General features: G+C 72.2%; 19 protein-coding genes. 6 read left to right on the top strand and 13 right to left on the bottom strand.

Features of this window, described 5'->3' with window-relative positions:
• Nucleotides 1-159: 159 nt before the first annotated feature.
• The 10 genes from POL25_RS33825 to ribF all read right to left on the bottom strand — a co-directional run bounded on the left by POL25_RS33825 (nt 160) and on the right by ribF (nt 8,732).
• The gene (locus POL25_RS33825) at nt 160-1,023 is read right to left on the bottom strand and encodes a lysophospholipid acyltransferase family protein (protein WP_272090433.1); all 864 of its coding nucleotides are present in this window, start codon (nt 1,021-1,023) and stop codon (nt 160-162) included.
• Between the two features lie 72 nt (nt 1,024-1,095).
• Nucleotides 1,096-2,328 (bottom strand): beta-ketoacyl-ACP synthase, encoded by a 1,233-nt coding sequence (locus tag POL25_RS33820; RefSeq protein ID WP_272090432.1) that lies wholly within the window; start codon nt 2,326-2,328, stop codon nt 1,096-1,098.
• Entirely contained in the window at nt 2,325-2,909 is a 585-nt protein-coding gene (locus tag POL25_RS33815) for a hotdog family protein (RefSeq protein ID WP_272090431.1), read from the bottom strand. The genes POL25_RS33820 and POL25_RS33815 overlap by 4 nt, the downstream gene beginning before the upstream one ends.
• Before the next feature lie 7 nt (nt 2,910-2,916).
• Nucleotides 2,917-3,186 (bottom strand): acyl carrier protein, encoded by a 270-nt coding sequence (locus POL25_RS33810; protein WP_272090430.1) that lies wholly within the window; start codon nt 3,184-3,186, stop codon nt 2,917-2,919.
• A gap of 104 nt (nt 3,187-3,290) precedes the next feature.
• On the bottom strand, nt 3,291-4,889 hold the full coding sequence (locus POL25_RS33805; protein ID WP_272090429.1) for an NAD(P)/FAD-dependent oxidoreductase: 1,599 nt from the start codon (nt 4,887-4,889) through the stop codon (nt 3,291-3,293).
• A 46-nt stretch (nt 4,890-4,935) separates the two neighbouring features.
• Nucleotides 4,936-5,319, bottom strand: a complete 384-nt coding sequence (locus POL25_RS33800; RefSeq protein WP_272090428.1) for an ApeI family dehydratase — start codon at nt 5,317-5,319, stop codon at nt 4,936-4,938.
• Entirely contained in the window at nt 5,319-6,143 is an 825-nt protein-coding gene (gene dapB / locus POL25_RS33795; RefSeq protein ID WP_272090427.1) for a 4-hydroxy-tetrahydrodipicolinate reductase, read from the bottom strand. Before dapB ends, POL25_RS33800 begins: the two co-directional genes overlap by 1 nt.
• Before the next feature lie 30 nt (nt 6,144-6,173).
• A complete protein-coding gene (gene dapA / locus POL25_RS33790; RefSeq protein WP_272090426.1) occupies nt 6,174-7,070 on the bottom strand; it encodes a 4-hydroxy-tetrahydrodipicolinate synthase in 897 nt (298 codons plus the stop codon).
• 197 nt (nt 7,071-7,267) lie between these two features.
• Nucleotides 7,268-7,741, bottom strand: a complete 474-nt coding sequence (locus tag POL25_RS33785; RefSeq protein ID WP_272090425.1) for a hypothetical protein — start codon at nt 7,739-7,741, stop codon at nt 7,268-7,270.
• Nucleotides 7,734-8,732: a riboflavin biosynthesis protein RibF gene (ribF, locus tag POL25_RS33780; RefSeq protein ID WP_272090424.1), complete on the bottom strand. Its 999-nt coding sequence runs from the start codon at nt 8,730-8,732 to the stop codon at nt 7,734-7,736. The genes POL25_RS33785 and ribF overlap by 8 nt, the downstream gene beginning before the upstream one ends.
• A 353-nt stretch (nt 8,733-9,085) precedes the next feature.
• Here ribF and POL25_RS33775 point away from each other — a divergent pair, with 353 nt between their 5' ends.
• On the top strand, nt 9,086-9,445 hold the full coding sequence (locus POL25_RS33775; RefSeq protein WP_272090423.1) for a hypothetical protein: 360 nt from the start codon (nt 9,086-9,088) through the stop codon (nt 9,443-9,445).
• 82 nt (nt 9,446-9,527) lie between these two features.
• Here POL25_RS33775 and POL25_RS33770 read toward each other — a convergent pair whose 3' ends face one another.
• The gene (locus POL25_RS33770) at nt 9,528-10,442 is read right to left on the bottom strand and encodes a hypothetical protein (protein ID WP_272090422.1); all 915 of its coding nucleotides are present in this window, start codon (nt 10,440-10,442) and stop codon (nt 9,528-9,530) included.
• Nucleotides 10,443-10,781: 339 nt separating this feature from the next.
• Here POL25_RS33770 and POL25_RS33765 point away from each other — a divergent pair, with 339 nt between their 5' ends.
• The 3 genes from POL25_RS33765 (at nt 10,782) to POL25_RS33755 (ending at nt 14,360) form a co-directional block, all read left to right on the top strand.
• Entirely contained in the window at nt 10,782-11,255 is a 474-nt protein-coding gene (locus tag POL25_RS33765; RefSeq protein WP_272090421.1) for a DUF4398 domain-containing protein, read from the top strand.
• 29 nt (nt 11,256-11,284) lie between these two features.
• Entirely contained in the window at nt 11,285-12,511 is a 1,227-nt protein-coding gene (locus POL25_RS33760) for an OmpA family protein (protein WP_272090420.1), read from the top strand.
• A 145-nt stretch (nt 12,512-12,656) separates the two neighbouring features.
• Nucleotides 12,657-14,360 carry a hypothetical protein gene (locus tag POL25_RS33755; RefSeq protein ID WP_272090419.1) on the top strand — a complete coding sequence of 568 codons (1,704 nt, stop codon included), beginning with the start codon at nt 12,657-12,659 and terminating at the stop codon, nt 14,358-14,360.
• Between the two features lie 100 nt (nt 14,361-14,460).
• On the opposite strand, the gene POL25_RS33750 is transcribed toward POL25_RS33755, so the two are convergent.
• Entirely contained in the window at nt 14,461-15,618 is a 1,158-nt protein-coding gene (locus tag POL25_RS33750; protein WP_272090418.1) for a type II secretion system F family protein, read from the bottom strand.
• A gap of 4 nt (nt 15,619-15,622) precedes the next feature.
• A complete protein-coding gene (locus tag POL25_RS33745) occupies nt 15,623-17,311 on the bottom strand; it encodes a GspE/PulE family protein (protein ID WP_272090417.1) in 1,689 nt (562 codons plus the stop codon).
• Between the two features lie 349 nt (nt 17,312-17,660).
• Between POL25_RS33745 and POL25_RS33740 the strand changes: the two genes are divergently transcribed.
• Nucleotides 17,661-18,869 (top strand): class I SAM-dependent rRNA methyltransferase, encoded by a 1,209-nt coding sequence (locus POL25_RS33740; protein ID WP_272090416.1) that lies wholly within the window; start codon nt 17,661-17,663, stop codon nt 18,867-18,869.
• Between the two features lie 255 nt (nt 18,870-19,124).
• Nucleotides 19,125-21,800, top strand: a complete 2,676-nt coding sequence (gene alaS, locus POL25_RS33735) for an alanine--tRNA ligase (RefSeq protein ID WP_272090415.1) — start codon at nt 19,125-19,127, stop codon at nt 21,798-21,800.
• Nucleotides 21,801-21,814: the final 14 nt, after the last annotated feature.

Raw genomic sequence — 21,814 nt, 5'->3', positions numbered from 1 at the left:
CGGCGTCGATCGCCAAACACGACGGCCCGTGCGGCGGTCGGCAGAATCAATGCAGCGAATCCGGGACGTCGGCGAGCCCGCAGAGGACAGGCGGGCGAGTCTTCGCAGGCGACTTCCACGGCTGCGGCGCGGAGGCGGGACGAATCGTCGAGCGGAGGCTCAGGTCTGCGGCAGCTGGGCGATCGGGGCGGCGGTGAGGGCCGAGGCGTCGCGCTCGCGCAGCATCTGGGCGAAGCGGCCGTCGTAGAGGGCCCGCAGCTCGCGGTTGAGCTGGCGCGGGTCGAGGTCGCGGCCGGCGGTCTCGACGACCGGGAAGAACTCGACCCGGAACACGCCGCGGCGGTCGGGGACCTCGTGCCACGGCTGGTGCTTCATCAACATCGGCGGGTTGACCGAGATGAAGGCGGGGACGATCGGCACGCCGGCGCGCACGGCCGCCTCGACGGCGCCGCGGCGGAAGCGTCGCATCTTGCGCTCCCACGAGCGCGAAGCCTCGGGGAAGATCACCAGCGCGTGGCCGGCCTGCAGGTGCGCGACCATGCGGTCGACCACGGCCGGCATGTCGCTGTCGGCTGCCTCTTGCGACATGTCTGAAGAGCCATCCGTCAGCGCGGCGGTGCGGTCGGTCCCGGGGATGTGGCCGGCGTAGCGCATCAGCAGGCGCAGCATCCACGAGCTGTACCAGCCCGGCTTGACGACGGAGGACAGGCCGGGCGCGAGGCCCATGAGGATCAGGGTGTCGATCAGCGACGGGTGGTTGGCGATGACGACGTAGCCGCCGCCGCGCGGGAAGTCGGGCGGGAGCTCCGGGCGGACGTAGTCGATCAGCCGGACCATGTTCAGGATGCTGAGGAAGCGGCGGTAGATCGCGCAGATGATCCGCTCGATCCGCCGTCGCTTCACCTCCGGGCTGCCCGGCCACAGGGCGAGGAGCGGCAGCCCGATCCAGCCGGCGATGCAGCCGAACGTGAAGAAGCCGACGAACGCGAGGCCGGACACGGGGATGCGCAGGAACTTGGGCACGCGGGGACTGCCTGATGCCGGGGGATAGGCCCGAGGGGCGAGGGCGCGCCTCGGGCTGGCGCCGCGGCCGGTTCAGTCGACCCGGCCGAGGATGAGGCTCGTGTTGACGCCGCCGAAGGCGAAGTTGTTGCTCATGACGATCGCGGGGCGGACGTCACGGACCTCACGCACGTAGTCGAGGTCGGCGCAGCGCGGGTCGACTTCGACGAGGTTGCGCGTGGGGGCGAGGAAGCCCTCGCGCAGCATGGCGACCGAGAAGGCGGCCTCGATCGGGCCGCAAGCGCCCATGGTGTGGCCGGTGTAGCTCTTGGTCGAGGACAGGGCGACCGGGCGGCCGAACACTTCGCGGGTGGCGTTGCTCTCGGCCACGTCGCCGATGTCGGTGGCGGTGCCGTGGGCGTTGACGTAGTCGATGCGGTCGGGGCCGAGGCCGGCGTCGCGCAGCGAGCGGGCCATCGCCTGGCGCATGCCCTGCTCGGACGGGGCGGTGATGTGCAGGCCGTCGCAGTTGGTGCCGTACCCGAGGACCTCGGCGTAGATGGTGGCGCCGCGGTCACGCGCGCGCTCGTACGACTCGAGCACGACGGTGGCGGCGCCCTCGCCGACGACCAGGCCGTCGCGCTTGGCGTCGAACGGCCGCGGGCTGAGGTCCGGCCGCTCGTTGTAGTTCGTCGAGGTGGCGAACATCAGGTCGAAGGTGACGGCCGTGGTGTAGTGCATCTCGTCCGCGCCGCCGGCGACCATGACGTCCTGCAGGCCGTACTTGATCGCCTCGTAGGCGCCGCCGATCGCCTGGGCCCCGCTGGCGCAGGCCGAGGTCACCGGGATCACCCGCCCGCGGATGCCGAAGAACTGGGCCAGGTTGGCGGCGCAGGTGTGCGGCATGAACTTGAGGTAGCTGGTCGACTGCAGGCCCTTCATGCTCATGGTGGTGAGCAGGGTGGTGCAGAACTCCGCCAGCGCCTCGGACGAGCCCGAGTTGGAGCCGTACGACAGGCCGGTGACGCCCGAGCCGAGCGTCGCCTCGTCGAGCCCGGCGTCGGCCAGCGCCTGCTCGGCGCTGTAGGCGGCCAGGAGGGCGACGCGGCCCATGGTGCGGGTCTTCTTGCGGTGCCAGCGACGGTCGAGGTCGAGGCCGGTGACGACGCCGCCGAGGCGGGTCCGCATCTCCTCGACGCGGCCCCACTCGGGCATGGCGACGATGCCGTGCCGGCCGCTGCGCAGCGAGGCGGTGACCTCGGGGAGGTTGTGGCCGATCGGGCAGACGATGCCGACGCCGGTGATGACGACGCGACGGGGATTCATGGCGCGGGCTCCACGAGGTCGAGGCGAGTGACGGACGGCTCCCCGGCGGATGTCCCGAGGGACAGGTCGGAGGCTGGCGTAGAGGATAGGCTGGATGTCCCGGAGGACAGGTCGGAGGCGGCTGTCCCGGGGGACAGGTCGGAGCCGCCGGCGGCGAACTCGGCCGGGTCGCCGCGCAGGACGGTGACGGCGCCGGTGGCCAATTGCTCGCCGCCGCGGTTCAAGGTGCAGTGGAACTGGGCGACCGGGCCGCTGGCCCACTGCTCGCGGCAGTGGACGTCGAGGACGTCGCCGACGCGCAGGTGCGAGGCGGCGAGCTCGAGGTCGCGGGCGCCGAGGAGGAGGCCGCGGAACGGCCCGCCGGCGCCGCTGCGGGCCTTGTAGGCGAACAGGGCGGCGACGGTCTGGGCGAAGTACTCGAGCGCGATGAGCGAGGAGACGCGCTCGCCGACCACGAACGGGGCGCCCGCCCGCACGGTGGCGCGGCAGGTCGCCGACTCGGCCTCGGCCGCCGTCAGCGCGTCGAGCAGCAGCATCGGCGGCCGATGCGGCAAGATCTCGTCGAGCGGCGGGAAGGCCACGGGCCCGTCACTCCTGGTTTTTGGGCACGTTGGCGCTGGCGAGCTCGGACTCGACGAGCTTGACGATGTCCTCGACGGTGCGGATCTTCCGCGCGACCTGGACGTCGATCCGGCGGCCGGTGACCTCGTGGAGCTCGACGAACATGTCGATGGCGTCGATGCTGTCGAGGTCGAGGTCCTCGAAGAGCCGGGATTCGGGGCGGATGTCGTTCGGGTCGAGCTCGAAGCTCTTGACGAGGATCCCGACGATCCGATTGTAGATTTCCGCGCGCGTCATGCTGGGGTCGTTCGGCGAATGGTACTTGCAGGGCCCGGGGAGGTAAAGCTCGCCCGGGGGCTCGGCCGGCCGCTTCGGGTCCCGCAGGGCCCGACCCGGTCGGCTCAGGCGAGGGGCTCTTGGAGCATGAACTCGTAAAGGGGCAGGGCGGGGGCGTCTCGCGTCGGTACGACCCCCAGGTCCTGCAAGATGGCGAGGCCGCGGTCGCGGGTGCCGTTGAAGATCGCCTCTGTGGTGCGCATCACCTGCCGCCGCGGCCGCGGCGCGAACATGTCATCCATGAAGTCGACCAAGTCGAGCTGGTAGCAATACTGACCGAGGTTCTTGCGGTAGTAGCCGCCGCGCGCGTGCATCTCGCCCTCGATCTGCTTGAAGAAGCGGGCGAAATTCTCGAGCCCCAGGAGGACGAACTCTTTGCGCCGCAGCTCGGCCTTCAAGTAGCGCAGGTCGAGGTGCTGGTCGGTGAAGAACGGCGCCGCCCACAGGTTGTAGTAGCAGGCGATGTCGAAGTCCCACTTGAGCTTGAGCAGCTCGTAGCTGCCGAGCACCGAGTAGAGGTCGCGGTACAGCAGCACGGTGGCGGCGAACCGGAACTGCATGAACTCGTCGTAGGTGTCCGAGCGCTCGGCGATGTCGGCGCGGCTCTCGCCGGCGGCGTCGCGGGCGATCATGTCGACGATGTAGTCGCTCTCGATCGAGATGAAGTCGCTGCCCGGGCTGTAGAAGGGGTCGGTGAAGGCGGCGGCCTCGCCGAGCAGGAACCACCGGTCCTCGCCGCGGAAGAACCGCTTGGTGCCGTAGGCGAGCTGCTTGTACGAGAGGATGTCGACGAGCTCGGCCTGGCCGCCGCGCAGCAGGTCCCACACGGCCTTGTGGCCCTTGAGGAACTCGAGGAAGCCCTCGGGCTTGCGCCACGCGTCGCTGAACTGGGCCTTCTCGCCGACCCAGCCGACGCTCATGACCTCCTGGCCCAACGGGATGAACCAGATCCAGTAGCCGGGGTAGCAGAAGTGATTGGTGCTGAGGAAGCGGGCGGTGTTCTGGACGCGGTCGCGCCACGCGGGCGGGCCCATGTCGTCCATGTCGGCGTAGCCGCGGAACCGGCCCCAGACGGCGCTGACGGGCAGCTCGGTCGGGACGCGCAGCTCCTTGGCGCGGGCGACCAGGCTGGCCCGGCCGCTGGCGTCGATCAGCCACTTGCAGCGCCAGCGGGTCTGCTGCTCGCCCTCGGTGACGGTGAACTCGTGCATCGCCGGCCCGCCCTCGGCGCCCTCGGCGAGCGCGAGGTCGTGGGCCTTGGCGCCGAGGTGGATGTCGACCCCGGCGTCCCCGTTCATGCGCAGGAGGTCGTTCTCGAGGCGGGCGCGGTCGAGCTGGAACGACGGCAAGCGCAGCAGGTGGCGGCTGCCGAGCTCGGTCATGTCGTGGAGCTCGGCGTTCTTCTCGGGGGTGTCGAAGAAGAAGCGGAGGCCGTTCTTCGGCAGCTGGTGCTGGTAGAGGTACGAGGTCAGGCCGAGCCGGCGGGTCAGGAAGTTGCCGGCGATCTCGACGGAGGACTCGCCGACCTTGAACGAGCCCTCGGTGCTCTTCTCGAACACCGCGACCGAGAGGCCCGGGACCTGGCGGCGGAGCTGGCGGGCGATCAGATTGCCTGCGAGGCCGCCGCCCAGCACGGCGACGTCGACGGTTCGAACTGCTTCCACATGACCTCCGGGAGGTGATGACATAGCCGATGGACGGCGCCGGCGCTCAACCCTGCGATTCGCCCGCCGTGGCAAAGGTCATGACCCCGACGGTGCAGGCCTGACCTTTGCGATCGATCTGGAAATGCACCCGCGGGGCCGCCTCGCCGCGCTCGAGCTCGACGGTGAGCTCGAGCGCGTCGCCGGGGGCGATCGGCTGCTTGAATTTGAGCCTGCCGACCCGCGTCGGCTCGCCGAGCTCGGGCCACAGCGCCCGCACCCGGTCGAGCACCAGGGCGACCAACTGGGCCACGCCGGGCAGCACCGGCTCGCCGGGGAAATGTCCGGCGAAATAGAGCAGGTCGGCCGGGACCTCGACGGCGAAGGTCGCGGTCTCGCCGCCGCCGGTGCTGCTGCGCCGCACCAGCTCGAGGTCGAACTGCCGGCGCATCAGCCCAGGTCGCCGAGGCCGATGACGTCGGCCATGCTGTAGAGGCCCGGCGCTCGGCCGGCGACCCATCGGGCGGCCCGCAGGGCGCCGCGGGCGAAGATGGCCCGGTCAAAGGCTCGGTGGGTCAGCTCGAGCCGCTCGCCGTCGGCGAGGAACATGAGGGTGTGCTCGCCGATCGAGTCGCCGCCGCGGACCGCGGCCACGCCGATCTCGCCGCGCTCGCGCGGGCGGGCGTTCTCTCCGGCCCGGTCGGTGCGCATGACACCCTCGAGGTCGCGGCCGGTCGCCTTGGCCACGGCCTTGGCGATCCGCAGGGCGGTCCCCGAGGGGGCGTCGCGCTTGTGGCTGTGGTGGATCTCGAGCAGCTCGGCGTCCCAGCTCTCGCCGAGCGAGCCAGCGACGAGGCCGGCGATCTTGGTCAGCAGGGTCACGCCGACGCTGAAGTTGGCGGCGCTGACGATGGCGATCTCGCGGGAGGCGCCGCGCAGCAGCTCGCGGGTGGACTTTTGCAGGCCGGTGGTGCCGAGCACCAGCGGCACGCCGGCCTCGACGCAGCGGCGGATGTTGGCGTCGGTCGCGGGGGCGAGCGAGAAGTCGACGACGACGCTGTTGCGCCGCGGCCGCAGCTCGTCGACCACGGTCACGCCGATGTCGTGCAGCCCGGCGAGCCGGCCGGCGTCCTGCCCGAGCCCGGCGCCGCCTTCACGGTCGACGGCCGCCTCGAGGATCATGCTGTCGCTGAGCACGATCTCGCGGATGAGGGTCTTGCCCATGCGCCCGCGGGCGCCGACGATGCTGATGGGGACGAGGCGTTCGGTCGTCATAATCGGTGGCTGGCCTTTGGGACCTGTCTTCTAGGACAGAAGACCGAGGGTGCGCAAGGTGTCGGCCAGGCCCTCGCGGCCCTGGCGATCGAGCGGGAGGAGCGGGAGGCGGAGGTCGCCGGTGCAGCGGCCCTGGAGGGCGACGGCGGCCTTGACGGGGATCGGGTTGGGCTGGCTGAAGAGGGCGCGGGCCAGCGGGTAGTGGCGGTCGTGCAGGGCGCGGGCGTCGTCCCAGCGGCCGGCCGCGGCGGCGTCGCACAGACCGGCGACCCACTGCGGGGCGACGTTGGAGGTGACGGAGATGACGCCGTGACCGCCGAGCGCGAGGAAGGGCAGGACGGTGAAGTCGTCGCCGGAGAGCAGGGCGAAGTCGCGGCGCCCGGGCAGCAGCTCACGCAGGCGGGCGGCCCGGTTCATGTCGCCGGTGGCCTCTTTGATGCCGACGATCTTCGGGTCGCGGGCCAGCTCGGCGACGGTCTCGGGCAGCAGATCGCAGCCGGTCCGCCCGGGCACGTTGTAGACGACGACCGGGAGGTCGCTGGCCTCGGCGATGGCGCGGAAGTGGGCGACGAGGCCGGCCTGGGTCGGCCTGTTGTAGTAAGGAGTGACCTGCAGCGTGCCGTCAGCCCCGGCAGCCTTGCAGGCGCGCGCGAGCTCGACGGCCCTGGCGGTGTCGTTGCCGCCGGCGCCGGCGAGCACGGGGACGCGCCGCCGCGCGGTCTTGACGACGAGCTCGACGACGCGGAGGTGCTCGGCAGCGCTCAAGGTGCTGGCCTCGCCGGTGGTGCCGCACGGCACGAGACCGTGGATCCCCGCGGCGATCTGGGCCTCGACGAGGGCGACCAGGGCGGGCTCGTCGAGCTCGGAGGCGCCGCCGGCCGCGGGCCGCATGGGAGTGATCAGGGCGGTGAGGGCTCCGCGGAACATGAGCGGGCGGACACTAGCACAGGCGCCCAGGCGCGCGCGCGTCTGCGGGCGCGCACGAGGCCGGTGCGCCGGTCATCCGTGCGCGCCGCCACGGTGCAGGCCGATCGGGGACGGGAGGAGACGGGGCGTAAGGTCGATCGTGCCAGTGAGCCCGGACCTCGCGGGCGAGCAGGCGTAGCGACCGCCTGAATCGGCAGCTACGGGCCCGTGGGGGTGGGCCAGGAGATCGCTTCGTGGACGGCGAGCAGCTGGAGGCCGTCGGGGGCCAGGCGGGCCAGGCACAGGCTGGCGCTGGCGGGGCTGGGGCGCGGGCCGCCGGCGATCGGGAAGGTGTGCTCGCCGGCCTCGGCGCGGCAGCGGATCGAGGTGACCTGGGTGCTGGTGCGGCCGGGGAAGGCCGGGACCGCGCGGAAGACGGCCAGGATCAGGTGCAGCGCGGGCTCGGGCGGGGCATCGTGCCAGCGGACGACGACGCCGCTGCCGGGCTGAAAGGCGGCGTAGAGCCGGGCGCGCGAGCGGTTGGCCAGGCGGTCGGCGAGCACGAGGGCGTGGCCGTGCAGCGGATCGGCGGCGAGCACCCGCTGGATGACGCGGCGGGCCTGCTCGAGGTGGTCCTGCTGCATGTACAGCTGGGCGAGCGTGGCGCTGACGAGGGCGGGCGCTTCAGACATGGTCGTCGTCCCAGGTGGAGGCGGCGCCGAGGACCGCGTGGGCCAGCCAGTCCGCGGTGAGGAGGGGGCGGGCGACCTCGATGTCGCGGGCGATCTGGGCGACCAGAGCGGTCGCGGAGGGGAACCGCTCCTCGGGGCGCAGGCGGGCGGCGAAGGCGACCTCGACCGGGCGGTCGTAGAGCGACTGGCCGAGGTCGACGTCGAGCGCGTGGACCTCGAGAGTCTGGGGGCTGTCAGGGCCGAAGGTTGGGTTTTGACCCAGGTTCATGACGGCGGGCCAGACGGTGCCGGCATCGGGATCGGGGGCGACGAGCGCGAGCGCGCCGGCGTAGACGCCCGGCGGGGGCAGCAGCGGGTTGCGGACGGCGACGTTGGCGGTCGGGAAGCCGAGGTCGCGGCCGCGGCGAGCGCCGGAGACGACCGGGCCCTCGACGCTGTAGGCGCGGCCGAGCATGGCGGCGGCGGCGGGCAGGTCGCCGCGCTCGACGGCGCGCCGGATGCCGGAGCTGCCGAGCTTGGCCTGGGATGGATCGGTGGGGAGGCTGACCTCGGTGACGACTTCGACCTCGACGCCGGCAGGGCCGAGCAGGCGGCGCAGGTCGGCGGGGCCGCCGGCGCGGCCGGAGCCGAAGCGGAAATCGGGGCCGACGACGACGGCGGCCGGGCGCAGGCCGGCGAGCAGGAGGCGCTCGACGAAGGCGTCAGGGGCGGTGTCGGCGAGGGCGCGGGTGAAGGGCAGGACGACGAGGCTGTCGACCCCGAGCGCGGCGGCGACGCGGGCCCGCTGGGCCAGGGTCTGCAGGCGCGGCGGGGCCCGCTCGGGCGCGAGGACCTGGGCGGGGTGCGGGTCGAAGGTGACGAGGGCGATCCGCGGGGCCAGGGCAGCGGCGCGGCGAAGGAGCGCCTGGTGGCCGAGGTGGAGGCCGTCGAAGGCGCCGATGCACGCTGCGGTGCCAGGAGGAAGGGGCGTGGGCTGCCGCAGGAGGCGCATGGCGACCGGCCGCGAAGCTAGCATGCACACGAGGGCGCGGAGCGCGGGCGGCGCGGGGCTTGGCTCACGTGGGACGCTGTTGGACGCCGGGTCTCGCGCGAGCGGCTCGCAGGACAGACAGAAGGAAGGGACCGGATTCGCAGCGGCGCCTCGCCCGGCCGTGGGGGGCAGGTTGCACAGGTTGCAGAAGATCGCGCGAGGTCGTGCTCGCAGATAAACGCGAGGGTCGGGACGGTTCGCGCTCGGAGGGGCGACGAGGGCCAGAGTCGGGACGGCAGGAGCGCGAGGGCCGGGACCCCTCTCTCTGGCGCGGCTCGCTCGCCCGGGCCGCGAGAAGCGGTTAGGGTGGAGGCATGCCGCGGCTGTCGTTCGGGCTCTGGTTGGTCCTTCTCCTCGGCTGCGGCGAGTCCGCCCGCGAGGTGTACGCGCAAGGGATGAAGGCCGAAGGCGAGGCCGAGCGGGGCCCGTGCAAACTGGTGTTCGATCAACAGATCGGCCAGAACGTGATCTCCGGCGACCAGATCCAGACCTGCCTCAAGGGCCAGGAAGAAGCGCTGGCGCTGTACGACCGGGCCTCGGCGCTCGGCCTCAAGGACCTCGACTTCGAGCGCTCGCGCGAGCAGGCGCGCGAGCGGGCCAAGCGGCTGCAGGGCATGCTGACGACCCTGCGGGAGCTCGAGCAGCCGGAGTACCCGGGCGGCAAGGTGCCGTGAGCGCGGGCCGGGCTGTCGGCCCCGCGGGGATGGCCGGAGCTCGAGCCGCGGAGATCGGCGCTCGACCTCCGGCCCGGTCGGCTCAGGGCAGCGCGCCGCCCTCGATCCAGCGCACGATCGCCAGCATCTCCTGATAGGGCAGGGGCGCGTCGGGGGGCATCGGGTCGCCGCGCACGCCGTGCAGGGCCTGGCCGTCGTCGTCGCGCAGGAGCACCTGGACGAGGAAGCTCTCCGACGGGCGGCGGGGCACGACCATCGGGAAGCCGGTCGACTGGCGGCGGGTCGGCAGGACCAGCCCGGCGAACGCGGCTTGCGGCGACGACAGGTCGAGGCGCTCGTAGGCCAGCGCGTCCGGGTCGCGGTGGCAGCTGCAGGCGGGGTTGTTGGCGGCGAACACCTGGCCTGGGGCGAACAGCTGGGTCAGCGTCGGCGCCGGCTCCGGCGGGTCGGTCTTGCCGTCGTCTTCGGGCTCGCGGACGTAGAACTGCAGGATGAACAGCGGGCCGCCGTCGTCGGCGACCCAGCCGGGGGTGGTGACGTCGAGCTGCTCGCCGGCCCAGCCGACCGCCGAGGGGGCGAGGCGGACGCGGTGGAGGACCCCCGGGACCAGCGGCTCCTTGGCGCGCAGGGACACCACGCTGCCGGGGCACCACGGGGCGTCGGCGGTGCCGCTGCTCTCGCCCGGCGGGCGCCAGGCGAACAACTGCAGGTCGAGCTGGGTGTCGAAGGTGACGAGGCCGGAGCGCAGGGAGGCGTCGAGGTCGTCGAGGGCCCGCGGGTCGAGGGTGCCGGAGAAGCAGAAGTCGATCTGGGCCCCGGGAGGTACGTCGTCCGCCATCGGGCCGGGGATCGTCTCGAGGATCTCGAGGCGCTCGGAGATCGGCTCGAACCGCGGCGTGTCGCTGACGCGGGTGCAGGCGAGGCCCGTTGCGAGCGCGATCCCGGCGAGGCAGACGGCCAGGCGCGCGGACGGCGGCCTTGCGCGGCGAGACGACATCGGCGTGCAGCGTACCCGCCAGCGACCAGGAGAACCAGGAGTGACCGGTTGGGGCAGGAGGGCTTTTCCCCACGGCTTGCTGGGACTCCGCGGTCGCGGCCGCTACGGCCGGAGGCGCCAGAAGTGGCGTTCACGCCGGCTCTGTCGGGGTCGTGACCGCGGAGGTCGGCTTGTTGACCCTTTGCGCCGGCCCCTGGTATCGTCGCGGCGATTTCGGCAGTCGTCGCGCCCGCTCGGGCAGACCCCGGCTCCATGACGGCCCCATCGCGGGCCTGGGGCCGGACCCTTACGACCCCCTTCAACGACGCCTGCCACGATCTCGAACCAGGGAGCCTTCTGGTGCTGCGAACAACGCGATTCGTCAAGCTGATCCCCATCGTCGTCGCGGCCGCGTGTACTGCGGGCTGTGGACCCTTTGGGTACCTCAAGAAGGTGGCCAAGGAGTCGACCCGGGCGGTGGCGGACGCCGAGGCGGCCGGCGCCGAGGAGAACGCCCCCTACGAGTACTGGGGCTCGGTGACCTACCTGGAGCAGTCGAAGATCTTGATGGGCTACAGCGAATACGAGCGCTCGTTCGACTACGGCGAGCGGGCCAAGCAGCTCGCCGAAGAGGCGAAGAAGAAGGCCGAGATGCGGCGCAAGGGGCAGATGGACCAGCGCGCCGAGGGCGTCGCGACCCCCGACGAGATTCCGGCCGCGACGACGCCTGCCGACGGCAAGGCGAGCGGCGACGCCAAGGCGACCGGCTCCACCGGAGCGGGCGGTGCCAAGGGCGAGGTCAAGGCCGGCGTGTCGGTCGGAGGTGGCAAGTGAACCGCCTTACTGTTTGTGTGGTCGCCACGATGGCGAGCTCCTTCGTCGGGCTCGGGTGTCTCGGCGAGCGCCTGCTCGGCAAGGTCCAGGGCACCGACACGGTGCTGCAAGGAGCGATCGCCGACGGCTCGAAGTCGATCGGCTGCGCGCCCAAGGAGACGGCGATCGCCGAGGCGAACATCCGCTTCTCGCGCGACGCGCTGACGATGGGCGAGTACTACCGCGGCAAGGATCACGCCGAGAAGGCCGATCTCTACACCCAGCTCGCGCGCAAGAAGACCGACCCGGTCCGCTGCAAGGACCCGAACGTGGTCAGCCGGCCGCCGGTCGGCGCCAACGACCGCGACTGGGACGGCTACGACGACATCGCCGACAAGTGCCCCGACGATCCGGAGGACTTCGACAGCTTCGAGGACGACGACGGCTGCCCCGACAAGGACAACGACAAGGACGGGGTCCTCGACGCCGACAAGCTGACGAAGGACGAGGCGCGCAAGAGCTACACCTGGTCGACCAACGACAAGAAGACGGAGAGCGGTCGCACGATCGACTGCCGCAACGAGCCGGAGGACGTCGACGGGTTCGAGGACGAGGACGGCTGCCCCGATCCGGACAACGACCGCGACACGATCCTCGACGTCAACGACAAGTGCCCGAACGACCCCGAGGACTTCGACGGGTTCGAGGACGAGGATGGCTGCCCCGACGTCGACAACGACAAGGACAAGGTCCTCGACGCGGCCGAGCTGGTGCGCAACCCCGACGGGACGTACCAGTGGATCAACAAGGACAAGAAGACCGAGAACGGCGTCGAGGTCGACTGCCGCAACCTCCCCGAGGACTACGACGGCGTCGAGGACGAGGATGGTTGCCCGGATGTCCTGAAGATCGACAACTGCCAGATCAAGCTGTCCGACAAGATCTACTTCAAGTTCAACAAGTGGGACATCGACCCGAAGAGCTTCAAGGTGCTCGACGAGGTCAAGGACACGCTCAACGCGGCCCCGGACATCAAGATCTTCATCGAGGGCCACACGGACAGCAAGGGCTCCGACAAGTACAACAAGACCCTGTCGCAGAAGCGCGTCAACAGCGTGCGCGACTACCTGGTCAAGGCGGGCATCGACACCGGCCGCCTCGAGCCGATCGGTTGGGGCGAGGAGAAGCCGATCGACAGCAACAAGACCAACGATGGCCGCGCGAACAACCGCCGCGTGGAATTCAACCTCAAGGACTGCAAGAAGACCATCCAGTGATCGGCGCCGCGCGCCGAACCCCCTGGACACCCAACGCCGGCGCTGAGCCGGCGTTCGGCTAGAAGGAGCCCGAGATCCTGTGCGAACGCAGACCCTCGTCCGTCCCCGTCGGCCCCTGGACCTGAGCTGGCTTTCCCCTTCGCGCTTGCTGACCGCCGCGCTGTCGCTGGCCGTGCTCCTGTCCTCGGGGACAGCCCTCGCCGACGGCCGCGACGACCTCAAGGCCGCCTATAACAAGGCGCTCGGGCAGTACAACAACCTCGAGCTCGACCAGGCGCTGGCGGGCCTCGACCAGGCGCTCACGGGCAGCGCCGCCGAGGACCCGACGACCGCGCCGCTGCGGATGCTGCGGGCGGTCATCATCTTCTCGAACTCGGGCAACAAGAACGACACCACGGCGGCGTTCGTCGGCGCGGTCAAGGCCGACTACCACGTGACGCTGCCGACCGAGCTGCGCTCGCCCGACCTGCAGAAGCTGCTCGACAAGGCGCGCAAGGACTCGGGCGTGTCGGCGCCGAGCGAGTCGGTCCGCCACACCGCGCCGTCGACCGACGGCTGCGGCCAGGACCTGAACTTCGAGGTCGCCACATCCGGCATCCCCGACGGCGGCCAGGTCGGGCTCTACTGGCGCAACGTCGGCGACTCGGGCGACTTCAAGTCGGTGACGATGGACGCCTTCGGCAACATCGCCACCGCCCAGGTGCTGGCCTCGGAGCACGGCGACAAGCCGGTCGAGTACTTCGTCTACGTCTACGACGGCGCCAACAAGGCGCTCGGCAACAAGGGCGCGCAGGACAACCCGCTCGTCGCCGACGTGAAGTGCGTCAAGGAGACGCCGAAGGAGAAGGAGCCGGAGAAGCCGCCGCCGCCGAAGCACTCGCTGCCGAAGATCTTCATCAACCTCGGTCTCGGCACCGGCATCGGCGTGGCCCGCGGGGTCGCCGACCAGACGTACAGCCAGTACACCCCGGCCGGCAACTTCAACTACGGCCTCAAGGAGTTCGCCTGCGCGCTGGCGCGGTGGAGCAGCGGCACCGGCGACCTGCCCGGCGACCCGGTCCAGTACCAGACGCAGATGGGCCCGACGGTGATGGCCTACGGCACGCCGTACTCGGTCGACCAGCTGGCGATGGCCTACAACGCGGGCGAGTGCGCGGCCCACCACAAGGTCAGCACCGGCATGGCCTCGGCGCCGTTCCACGTCGCCCCCGAGATCGGCGGGCGGATCGGCAAGAAGCTGGTGCTCTCGGGCTTCCTCCGCATCCAGGCGGTCACGGGCTCGAAGGTCTACCGCGACGACCCCAAGGCGTCGCTGCCGGACTCGTACATGAACGACGTCACGAACCCCAACCCGGAGGGCATCCGCAGCAAGCCGGGCGTGACGATCGCGGGCGGCCTCAAGATCAAGTACTTCTTCGGCTCGGACGAGAAGAAGTTCCGCCTGTTCGCCGGCGGCTTCCTCGGCGGCGGCTTCACCCGCCTGCGCGTGCCGATGGGCTTCGCCAACGACCGCAACGGCAACTCGGTGCCCGACGACAAGGAGGCCGCGTTCGAGGGCGGCGGTCAGTGCACCGCGGTGTGGCCGTACAAGTACGACTGCGGCGACCCGAGCGGGACGGAGAGCACCAACGCGATCCAGGGCGCGGCGGCGGTGACCGCCAACGCCGACAAGTCCCAGCGCATCGACACCGTCCGGATCGGCGGCGGCATGATCGGCGGCGTGTTCGGCTTCCACTGGCAGGCCGCCAAGCACTTCGGCCTGTTCGGCGAGGCTCAGGTCGGCGTGTGGTTCCCGCGGACCACCAGCCTCCTCATCGACCTCAACATCGGCCCGGTCATCACGTTCTGAGCGAAGGGACATGTCCGAGAGGGCATGTCCGAGAGGGCCTGGCGCGAGGGACATGTCTGTGAGGGCATGTCCCTCGATGCATGTCACGTTCGCGCCGGCCTCACGTTCGCAGAAGCGGGGCGGCCAGGGCCAGCGCGGCGGTCACCGCCAGGGTCGCCGACAGCGCGTAGCACACCTGGGCGATCCGCCCTGTCCTGCGGGCCAGCCAGTCGAGCGCCGCGGCCTCTTCGAGCTCGGCCAGGCGGCGCAGCGTCGCGGCCAGGTCGCCGCCGCGGTCGGCGGCCTCGACCGCGCGGGCGAACCCGGCCGGCAGCCCGGCCTCGGCCAGCGCCGGTCCGAGCTCGCCGCCCTGGGCCACCGCGAGCCGGGCCCGCTGGGCGACCTCGGCCAGCTCGCGGTCGCCGGCCTCCCAGCCCGCCAGCTCGAGCGCGAGCTGCCGCGGCGCCTCGGCGACCGCCAGCAGCGCCAGCGCGCGGGCGAACCGGGCCAGCGCCAGGCGCCGCAGCGTCTCGGCCAGGCCGGCGGCCAGCCCGAACGCGCCCGCTCGCAACGGCGGGAAGATCGCCAGCAGCGCGGCCGCCCCCGCGAGCGCGGCGGCGAGTAAACCTGTCCCGAGAGACAGCCATGGCGCGATCGCCAGCACGTCGGCCGCCGCGCCGGTCGGCGCCAGCTCGAGGCGGCGATAGAGGCCGCCGGCCGCCGGCACGAGCACAGTCGTCAGCGCCGCGGTGCCGCCGAGCAGCACCAGCGCCGCCGCGCCCGCGCGCACGATCGCCGCGCGCACGGCCGACCGCCCCGCCTCGGCGGTCGCCAGCAGCTCGATCAGCGCCGCCAGCGTGACCTCGAACAGCCCGCGCGCTTCGGCCTCGCCGAGGGCCCGGGCCGCCAGCGCCCCGAGGGCCGTCGGGTGCTGGGCGAGCGCCTCGCCGACGCCCGCGCCCGACTCGACCGCCAGCTGGGCCGCGTGCAGCGCCCGCGCCACCGCCCCGCGGCTGCTGCGGGCCCCGAGCTCGAGCGCCTGCGCGGCCCCGACTCCGGCTGTCCTCAAGGTCAGGAGTTGCCGCAGCGCCGGCAGCAGCTCTGGCGCCGCGGCCTCGGTCAGGCGATGCGCGGCGCGCCGGCTGCTGCGGTCGACGCGGGTGACTCGCAGGCCGCGGCGGCGCAGCGCCTCGATCACCTGCGCCTCGTCGAGCCCCGCCAGCTCGCCGCCGCGGATCTCCCCGGCGCTGGTGCGAGCCTCCCACACGAACAGCGGCATACGGTCAGTCCGTGGTCGCGCGCAGGATCTCGTCGAGCGAGGTCGTGCCGTCGACCACGCGCGAGAGCCCGGCCAGCCGCAGCGGTCGCATGCCGAGCCGCACCGCCTCGGCGCGCAGCTCGGCCACCCCGGCGCCGGCCAGGATCCGCTCGCGCAGCGCCTCGCCGATCGGCATGACCTCGAAGATCGCCGTGCGCCCGCGGAAGCCGCCGTGACAGGCCTTGCAGCCGCGCGCGCGCCGGGGCGAGCCGTCGCGCGCGAGCGCTGGCGGGACCCCGGCGTCGACCAGCCGCTGCACGCTGCAGCTCGGATCGGGCTCGGCGCACTCGGGGCACAGCCGTCGCACCAGGCGCTGGGCGATCACCAGCGACGCCGCGGCCGCGAGCACGTGCGGTTCGACCCCGAGGTAGACGAGGTGGATCAGCGCCGCCGCGGCGTCGGGCGCGGGCAGGGCCGCGAGCACGCGGCGACCGCCGGCGGCCGCGCGGGCGCACAGCTCGGCGGTCTCGAAGTCGCGCAGCTCGCCGACCATGACGATGTCCGGATCTTGCCGCAGCACCGCGCGCACGGCCGCCGCGGGGCCGAGCTCGGGGTGGACCTGCACCTGCGACACGCCTTGCAGGTGGTACTCGACCGGATCTTCGACGGTGGCGATCCGCACGCTGTCGGCGGTGAGCTCGCCGAGCGCGGTGCACAGCGTGGTCGAGCGGCCCGCGCCCGCGAGGCCGGCGACCAGCACGAGGCCGTGGGCGCGGTGGAGGGCGGCCCGGACCTGGCGCAGTGGTTCGCCGTCGACGCCGAGCCGCGCCAGGTCGGAAGGCAGCGCCGCGCGGTCGAGCAGGCGCAGGCGCAGCGCCTCGCCGAAGACTGTCGGCAGCGTCACCACGTGGAACGCGACCTCGCGCTCCTTGCCGGCCTTGAAGCGCAGGCGGCCCTCGAGCGGCAGGCGGCGATCGCCGACGTCGAGCCCGGCCTGCTGCTTGAACTTGCCGATCAGCGACGCCCCGTAGCCGAGCGGCGGGTCCATCTCGTGGTAGAGCGCGCCGTCGATGCGGTAGCGGACCCGCATGCCCTTCTCGTACGGCTCGATGTGGATGTCCGACGCGCCCTTGGCCAGCGCGTTGCGCAGGATCGCCTCGCACAGCCGGCCGGCCATCGTCTGCTCCGGCTCCGACAGTTGCGGCGGCGGCCGCTCGCGCTCCGGCAGGCTGACGGCCGGCTCGAGCCCGAGCCCGCCGAGGACCTCGCCGTACGGGGCCGCCAGGTCGACCTTGTCGTAGTAGCGGGCGATCGCCGCCTCGATCGCCGGCTCGAGGCTGACCACCGCGTCGATGTGGAGGCTGGTGTGGAACTTGAGGTCGTCGATCGCCAGCATGTTGTTGGGGTCGGCCATCGCGACGATGAGCTTGGACCCGGCGCGCTGGACCGGCACCGCGAGGTGGCGGACGGCGATCGACTTGTCGACGGTGCGGATGACCGCCGGATCGATCTCGTGGGTGGCGAAATCGAAGTAGGGGACCTTGAAGTGCTCGGTGAGGAAGCCGGCCAGCTGGCGCTCGCTGATGAAGCCGAGCCGCAGCAGGATGGTCGTCAGCCGCTTGCCGAACGCGCGCTGCTCCGACTGCGCCCGCTGGAGCTGCGGCAGCGAGATAAGGTCACGATGGACCAGCAGTTCGCCGAGTCGGTCTGCCATGCGGGCTCGGCCGACGCCGGCGGGCGCGGCCAGGGCAGAAAAGCCTACAGCCCGCCGCCCGGCCCGCCAAGCGAGGAAACTTTCGCGGCCCGTCGCGCCTGTCCTTTGCGCCACGGAGGCGGGGCAACGGACCGCTGTCCGCCCGCGCGGCGCGGCCGGCTCCATGGCCCGGGGACCTGATTTTTTCGCCACGTCGCGGCGCTATCGCCTATTCTCCGCGGCCGCCATGCCCACCGACGGCCGACCGACGCGCACTCGTCCCGCCACTCGTCCTGCCGAGACCTCGCGGCCCCAGCGTCGCAGCGGCGGCGGCGGCGGCGGCGGCGGTGCCGAGGCGCCTCGCCGGCGCGTGCAGGGCGGCCACCCGCGACCTTCGGTCCGCGGCCCGCACGTCAAGGTGCCGCACGAGGTCGCCCGCCTGCTGCGCGCCGGTCACCCGTGGGTGTTCCGCAACGCCGTGCTGCGGCCGCTCGCGCTGCCCGAGGGCGCCGTCATCCCGGTCATGGACCTCGACGGCTACCTGATCGGTCACGGCCTCCACGAGCCCGAGGGCGCGATCGCCATTCGGATGTTGAGCCTCAAGCCCGACTTCGAGTGGAACGAGGCCGAGATGCTGGCGCGCGTGCGGGCGGCCGTGCGTCGGCGCAGCGTCGGCGTCCCGGCCGAGGCCTGCCGCGTGATCCACAGCGAGGCCGACGGCTTCCCCGGCCTCGCCGTCGACCGCCTCGGCTCGCACCTGCTCGTCTACAAGTACGCCAAGATCGCCGAGAGCTACCTCGACGCGCTGGTGCCGATGCTCGAGCAAGAGCTCAAGCCCGCGGGCATCTACCTGCAGGACCGGATCCGCGGCGTCACCCCCGACGACCGCCGGCCGCCCGCGTTCCACCTGGCCGGCAAGGCCGCGCCGCCCGACCTCGAGGTCGACGAGGACGGCCTCAAGTTCATGGTCGACGTCACGGCCCCGGTCTCGCCCGGCCTGTTCCTCGACCTCCGCGAGGGCCGGCGCCTGTTCGAGGCGTGGTCGCGCGATCGCAGCGTGTGCAACCTGTTCAGCTTCACCGGCGCGTTCGGCCTGCGGGCCCTCCGCGGCGGCGCGCGCTCGGTCACCCACGTCGACGCCGCGGCCCGCAGCCACGCGCGCTGCCGGCAGAACCTCAGCGCCTCGAAGATGGACCCCGAGGCGATCGAGACGATCACCGGCGACGCGTTCGCGCTGCTCGAGAAGTTCCGCCAGCGCGGCCGCGTGTGGGACCTGGTGATCGTCGACCCGCCGCCGTTCAGCAACGTCAAGGGCAGCACCTTCAGCGCGCTCAAGGACTACGGCGAGCTGATGCAGGCCGTCAGCGGCGTCGTCGGCCCCGGCGGCCACGTGCTGGCGATCAGCAACGCGGTGCGCCTCGCCGAGGAGGAGTTCCTGCTGGCCGTCGGCGAGGGCGTCCACGCGGCTGGCCGCACCGCCCGCCTGGTCAGCGAGTGCGGCCTCCCGCCCGACTTCCCGGTCCTCCCGGCCTTCGTCGAGGGCCGCTACCTCAAGATCAAGCTGCTGCAGTTCGACTGACGCGGCGTCGGCGAGCGCCGCCCGCCTCGCTACTTCGTCGGCCGTCTCCCGCCGCGGCGACCGTCGCCGCTCGTCGGGGCGGTCCTGACGCGAGCCCCCGGCGATCCGGCCTCGTGCCTCCGCTCATGATCCGGCCGGGACGCGCCTGCGAGCCCGTCTCGTTCGGCCTGCGCGAAGTGCGCGCGGAATCGCACGCGGCGGGCACCGTGCGCGCGGGGGCTCGTGGACGCGCGGATCGATTATTCTCCCCGGCCCATGCAGCGGCCCATTCGCGCTCACGAGATCCGCAGCCGATTCCTCAATTACTTCGCCGCCCGCGAGCACGCCGTCGTGCCGTCCTCGTCGCTGGTGCCGGCCAACGATCCGACGCTGCTGTTCACCAACGCCGGGATGGTGCAGTTCAAGGACACCTTCCTCGGGCGTGACCCGCGGCCGTACAAGCGGGCCGTCACCGTGCAGCGGTGCCTGCGGGCCGGCGGCAAGCACAACGACCTCGACAACGTCGGCTTCACCGAGCGGCACCACACGCTGTTCGAGATGCTCGGCAACTTCTCGTTCGGCGACTACTTCAAGCCGGACGCGATCCGCTGGGGCTGGGAGTTCCTCACCGAGGATCTCGGCATCCCGGCCGATCGGCTGGTCGTCAGCGTCTTCAGCGGCGAGGGCGAGTCGGCGCCGGCCGACGACGAGGCCTACGAGCTGTGGACCGCGTATGTCCCGAAGGACAGGATCTACCGGTTCCCCGCCAAGGAGAACTTCTGGGCCATGGGCCCGACCGGTCCGTGCGGCCCGTGCTCGGAGATCCACATCTTCCACGGCGACCAGGCCCCGCCGGACGCCGGCATCGCCGGTCGCGGCCCGGCCTACGAGGACAGCCGCTACACCGAGCTGTGGAACCTCGTGTTCATGCAGTACGAGAAGTTCGACGATGGTCGGCTCGTGCCGCTGCCGAAGCCGAGCATCGACACCGGCGCTGGCCTCGAGCGGCTCGCCTCGGTGCTCGAGGGCGTCGGCAGCAACTACCGCACCTCGCTGCTCACCCCGCTCGTCGACCTCGCCAAGCGGCTCGCCGGTGCGCCCGCCCACGACCTCGGGGCCGGTGAGGCGCCGTTCCGCGTCATCGCCGACCACGCGCGCGCGACCGCCTTTTTGATCGCCGACGGCGTGTTCCCCGACCGCGACACTCGCCCCTACGTGCTGCGCCGGATCATGCGCCGCGCGATCCGCTTCGGCGAGAAGGTCGGGCTCGAGAACCTGTTCTTCCACGAGGTCTGCAAGAAGGTCGTCGAGGAGTTCGGCGAGGCCTATCCCAACCTGGTCGAAAGGGCAGCCACCATCGAGGAGGTCGTGCGCGGCGAGGAGGAGGGCTTCCGTCGCACCCTCAAGCGCGGCCTGCGGCTGTTCGAGGGCGCCGTCACCGAGCTGCCCGCCGGCGAGACCGCGTTCCCGCTCGGCGTCGCCGCCGAGCTCTACGATACCTACGGCCTGCCGATCGACCTCACCGGGATCCTCAGCCGCGAGAAGGGCCTCACCCTCGACGAGGAGGCCGTCAAGCAGGAGGTCCAGGCGCGCCAGACGGCCGGCGCGGCGGCCAACCTCGGCGGCGGCGACAAGGCGATCGGCAACCTCTACTTCTCCTTCAAGGAGCGGTTCGCCAAGCAGGCTCGCTTCACCGGCTACGCCGAGCTCTCGGGCCGCACCAGCGTGCTCGCGCTGGCCGTCGGCGGCGTCGAGAAGACGGCGGCAAAGGAGGGCGACGAGGTCGAGTTCATCACCGAGGTCACCCCGTTCTACGGCGAGAGCGGCGGCCAGGTCGGCGACATCGGCATCGCCGAGGGCGAGGGCGTGCGCGTCGAGATCGCCGACACGCTCAAGCCGACCGGCGACGTGCACATCCACCGCGGCAAGGTCACCCGGGGCACGCTCGAGGTCGGGCGCCTCGTCACGCTCACGGTCGACGGCGCGCGCCGGGCCGCGATCCGCCGCAACCACAGCGCGACCCACCTGCTGCACCACGCCCTGCGCGCGGTGCTCGGCACCCACGTGGCGCAGAAGGGCTCGCTGGTGTCGCCCGACCGCCTGCGCTTCGACTTCTCGCACCCGCGCCCGATCACGGCGGAGCAGAAGCAGCAGATCGAGCGCATCGTCAACGAGATGACGCTGGCCAACGCGGACACCGACACGCGCGAGATGAGCCCCGTCGACGCCAAGACCGCCGGCGCGATCGGCCTGTTCGAGGCCAAGTACGGCGAGCAGGTGCGGGTGGTCCGGATCGGCAGCGACAGCGTCGAGCTGTGCGGCGGCACCCACGTCCACCGCGCCGGCGACATCGGCCTGTTCGCCATCGTCAGCGAGGTCGGCATCGCCCAGGGCGTGCGCCGCATCGAGGCGGTGACCGGCATGAACGCGCTGAACCACCTCCAGCAGACCGTGCAGATCCTCGACAAGGCCGCCAGCGAGCTGCACGCCAGCGGCCCCGGCGACGTGCTCGACAAGCTCGGTCGCCTGCAGGCGAGCGCGCAGAAGCGCGAGCGCGAGATCGGCGAATTGCAGCGCAAGCTCGCCGTCGGCGGAGGCGGCAGCGCCGACGCGATCGCCGAGGTCGCCGGCGTCAAGCTGCTCGCCAAGGTCGTCAGCGTCGCCGACCCCAAGGCCCTGCGCGAAGCCGCCGACACCCTGCGCGATCGCCTCGGCTCGGGCGTGATCGTCCTCGGCGCCGAGAAGGACGGCAAGGCCTCGCTGCTGGTCGCCGTCACCAAGGACCTCGCCGGCAAGGTCCACGCCGGCAACCTCATCGCCGCCCTCGCCGCGCACGTCGGCGGACGCGGTGGGGGCAGGCCCGACCTGGCCCAGGCCGGAGGCCCCAACGCCGCCGGCTTGCCCGCTGCCATCGAGGCCGCCGGCAGCGCCCTCGCCGCGCAGCTCGGCTGAGCGCCTGGCCCGGG

The organism is Nannocystis bainbridge (assembly GCF_028368995.1).
GTDB lineage: Bacteria > Myxococcota_A > Polyangia > Nannocystales > Nannocystaceae > Nannocystis > Nannocystis bainbridge.
This window is presented reverse-complemented; position numbering and strand designations above follow the sequence as displayed.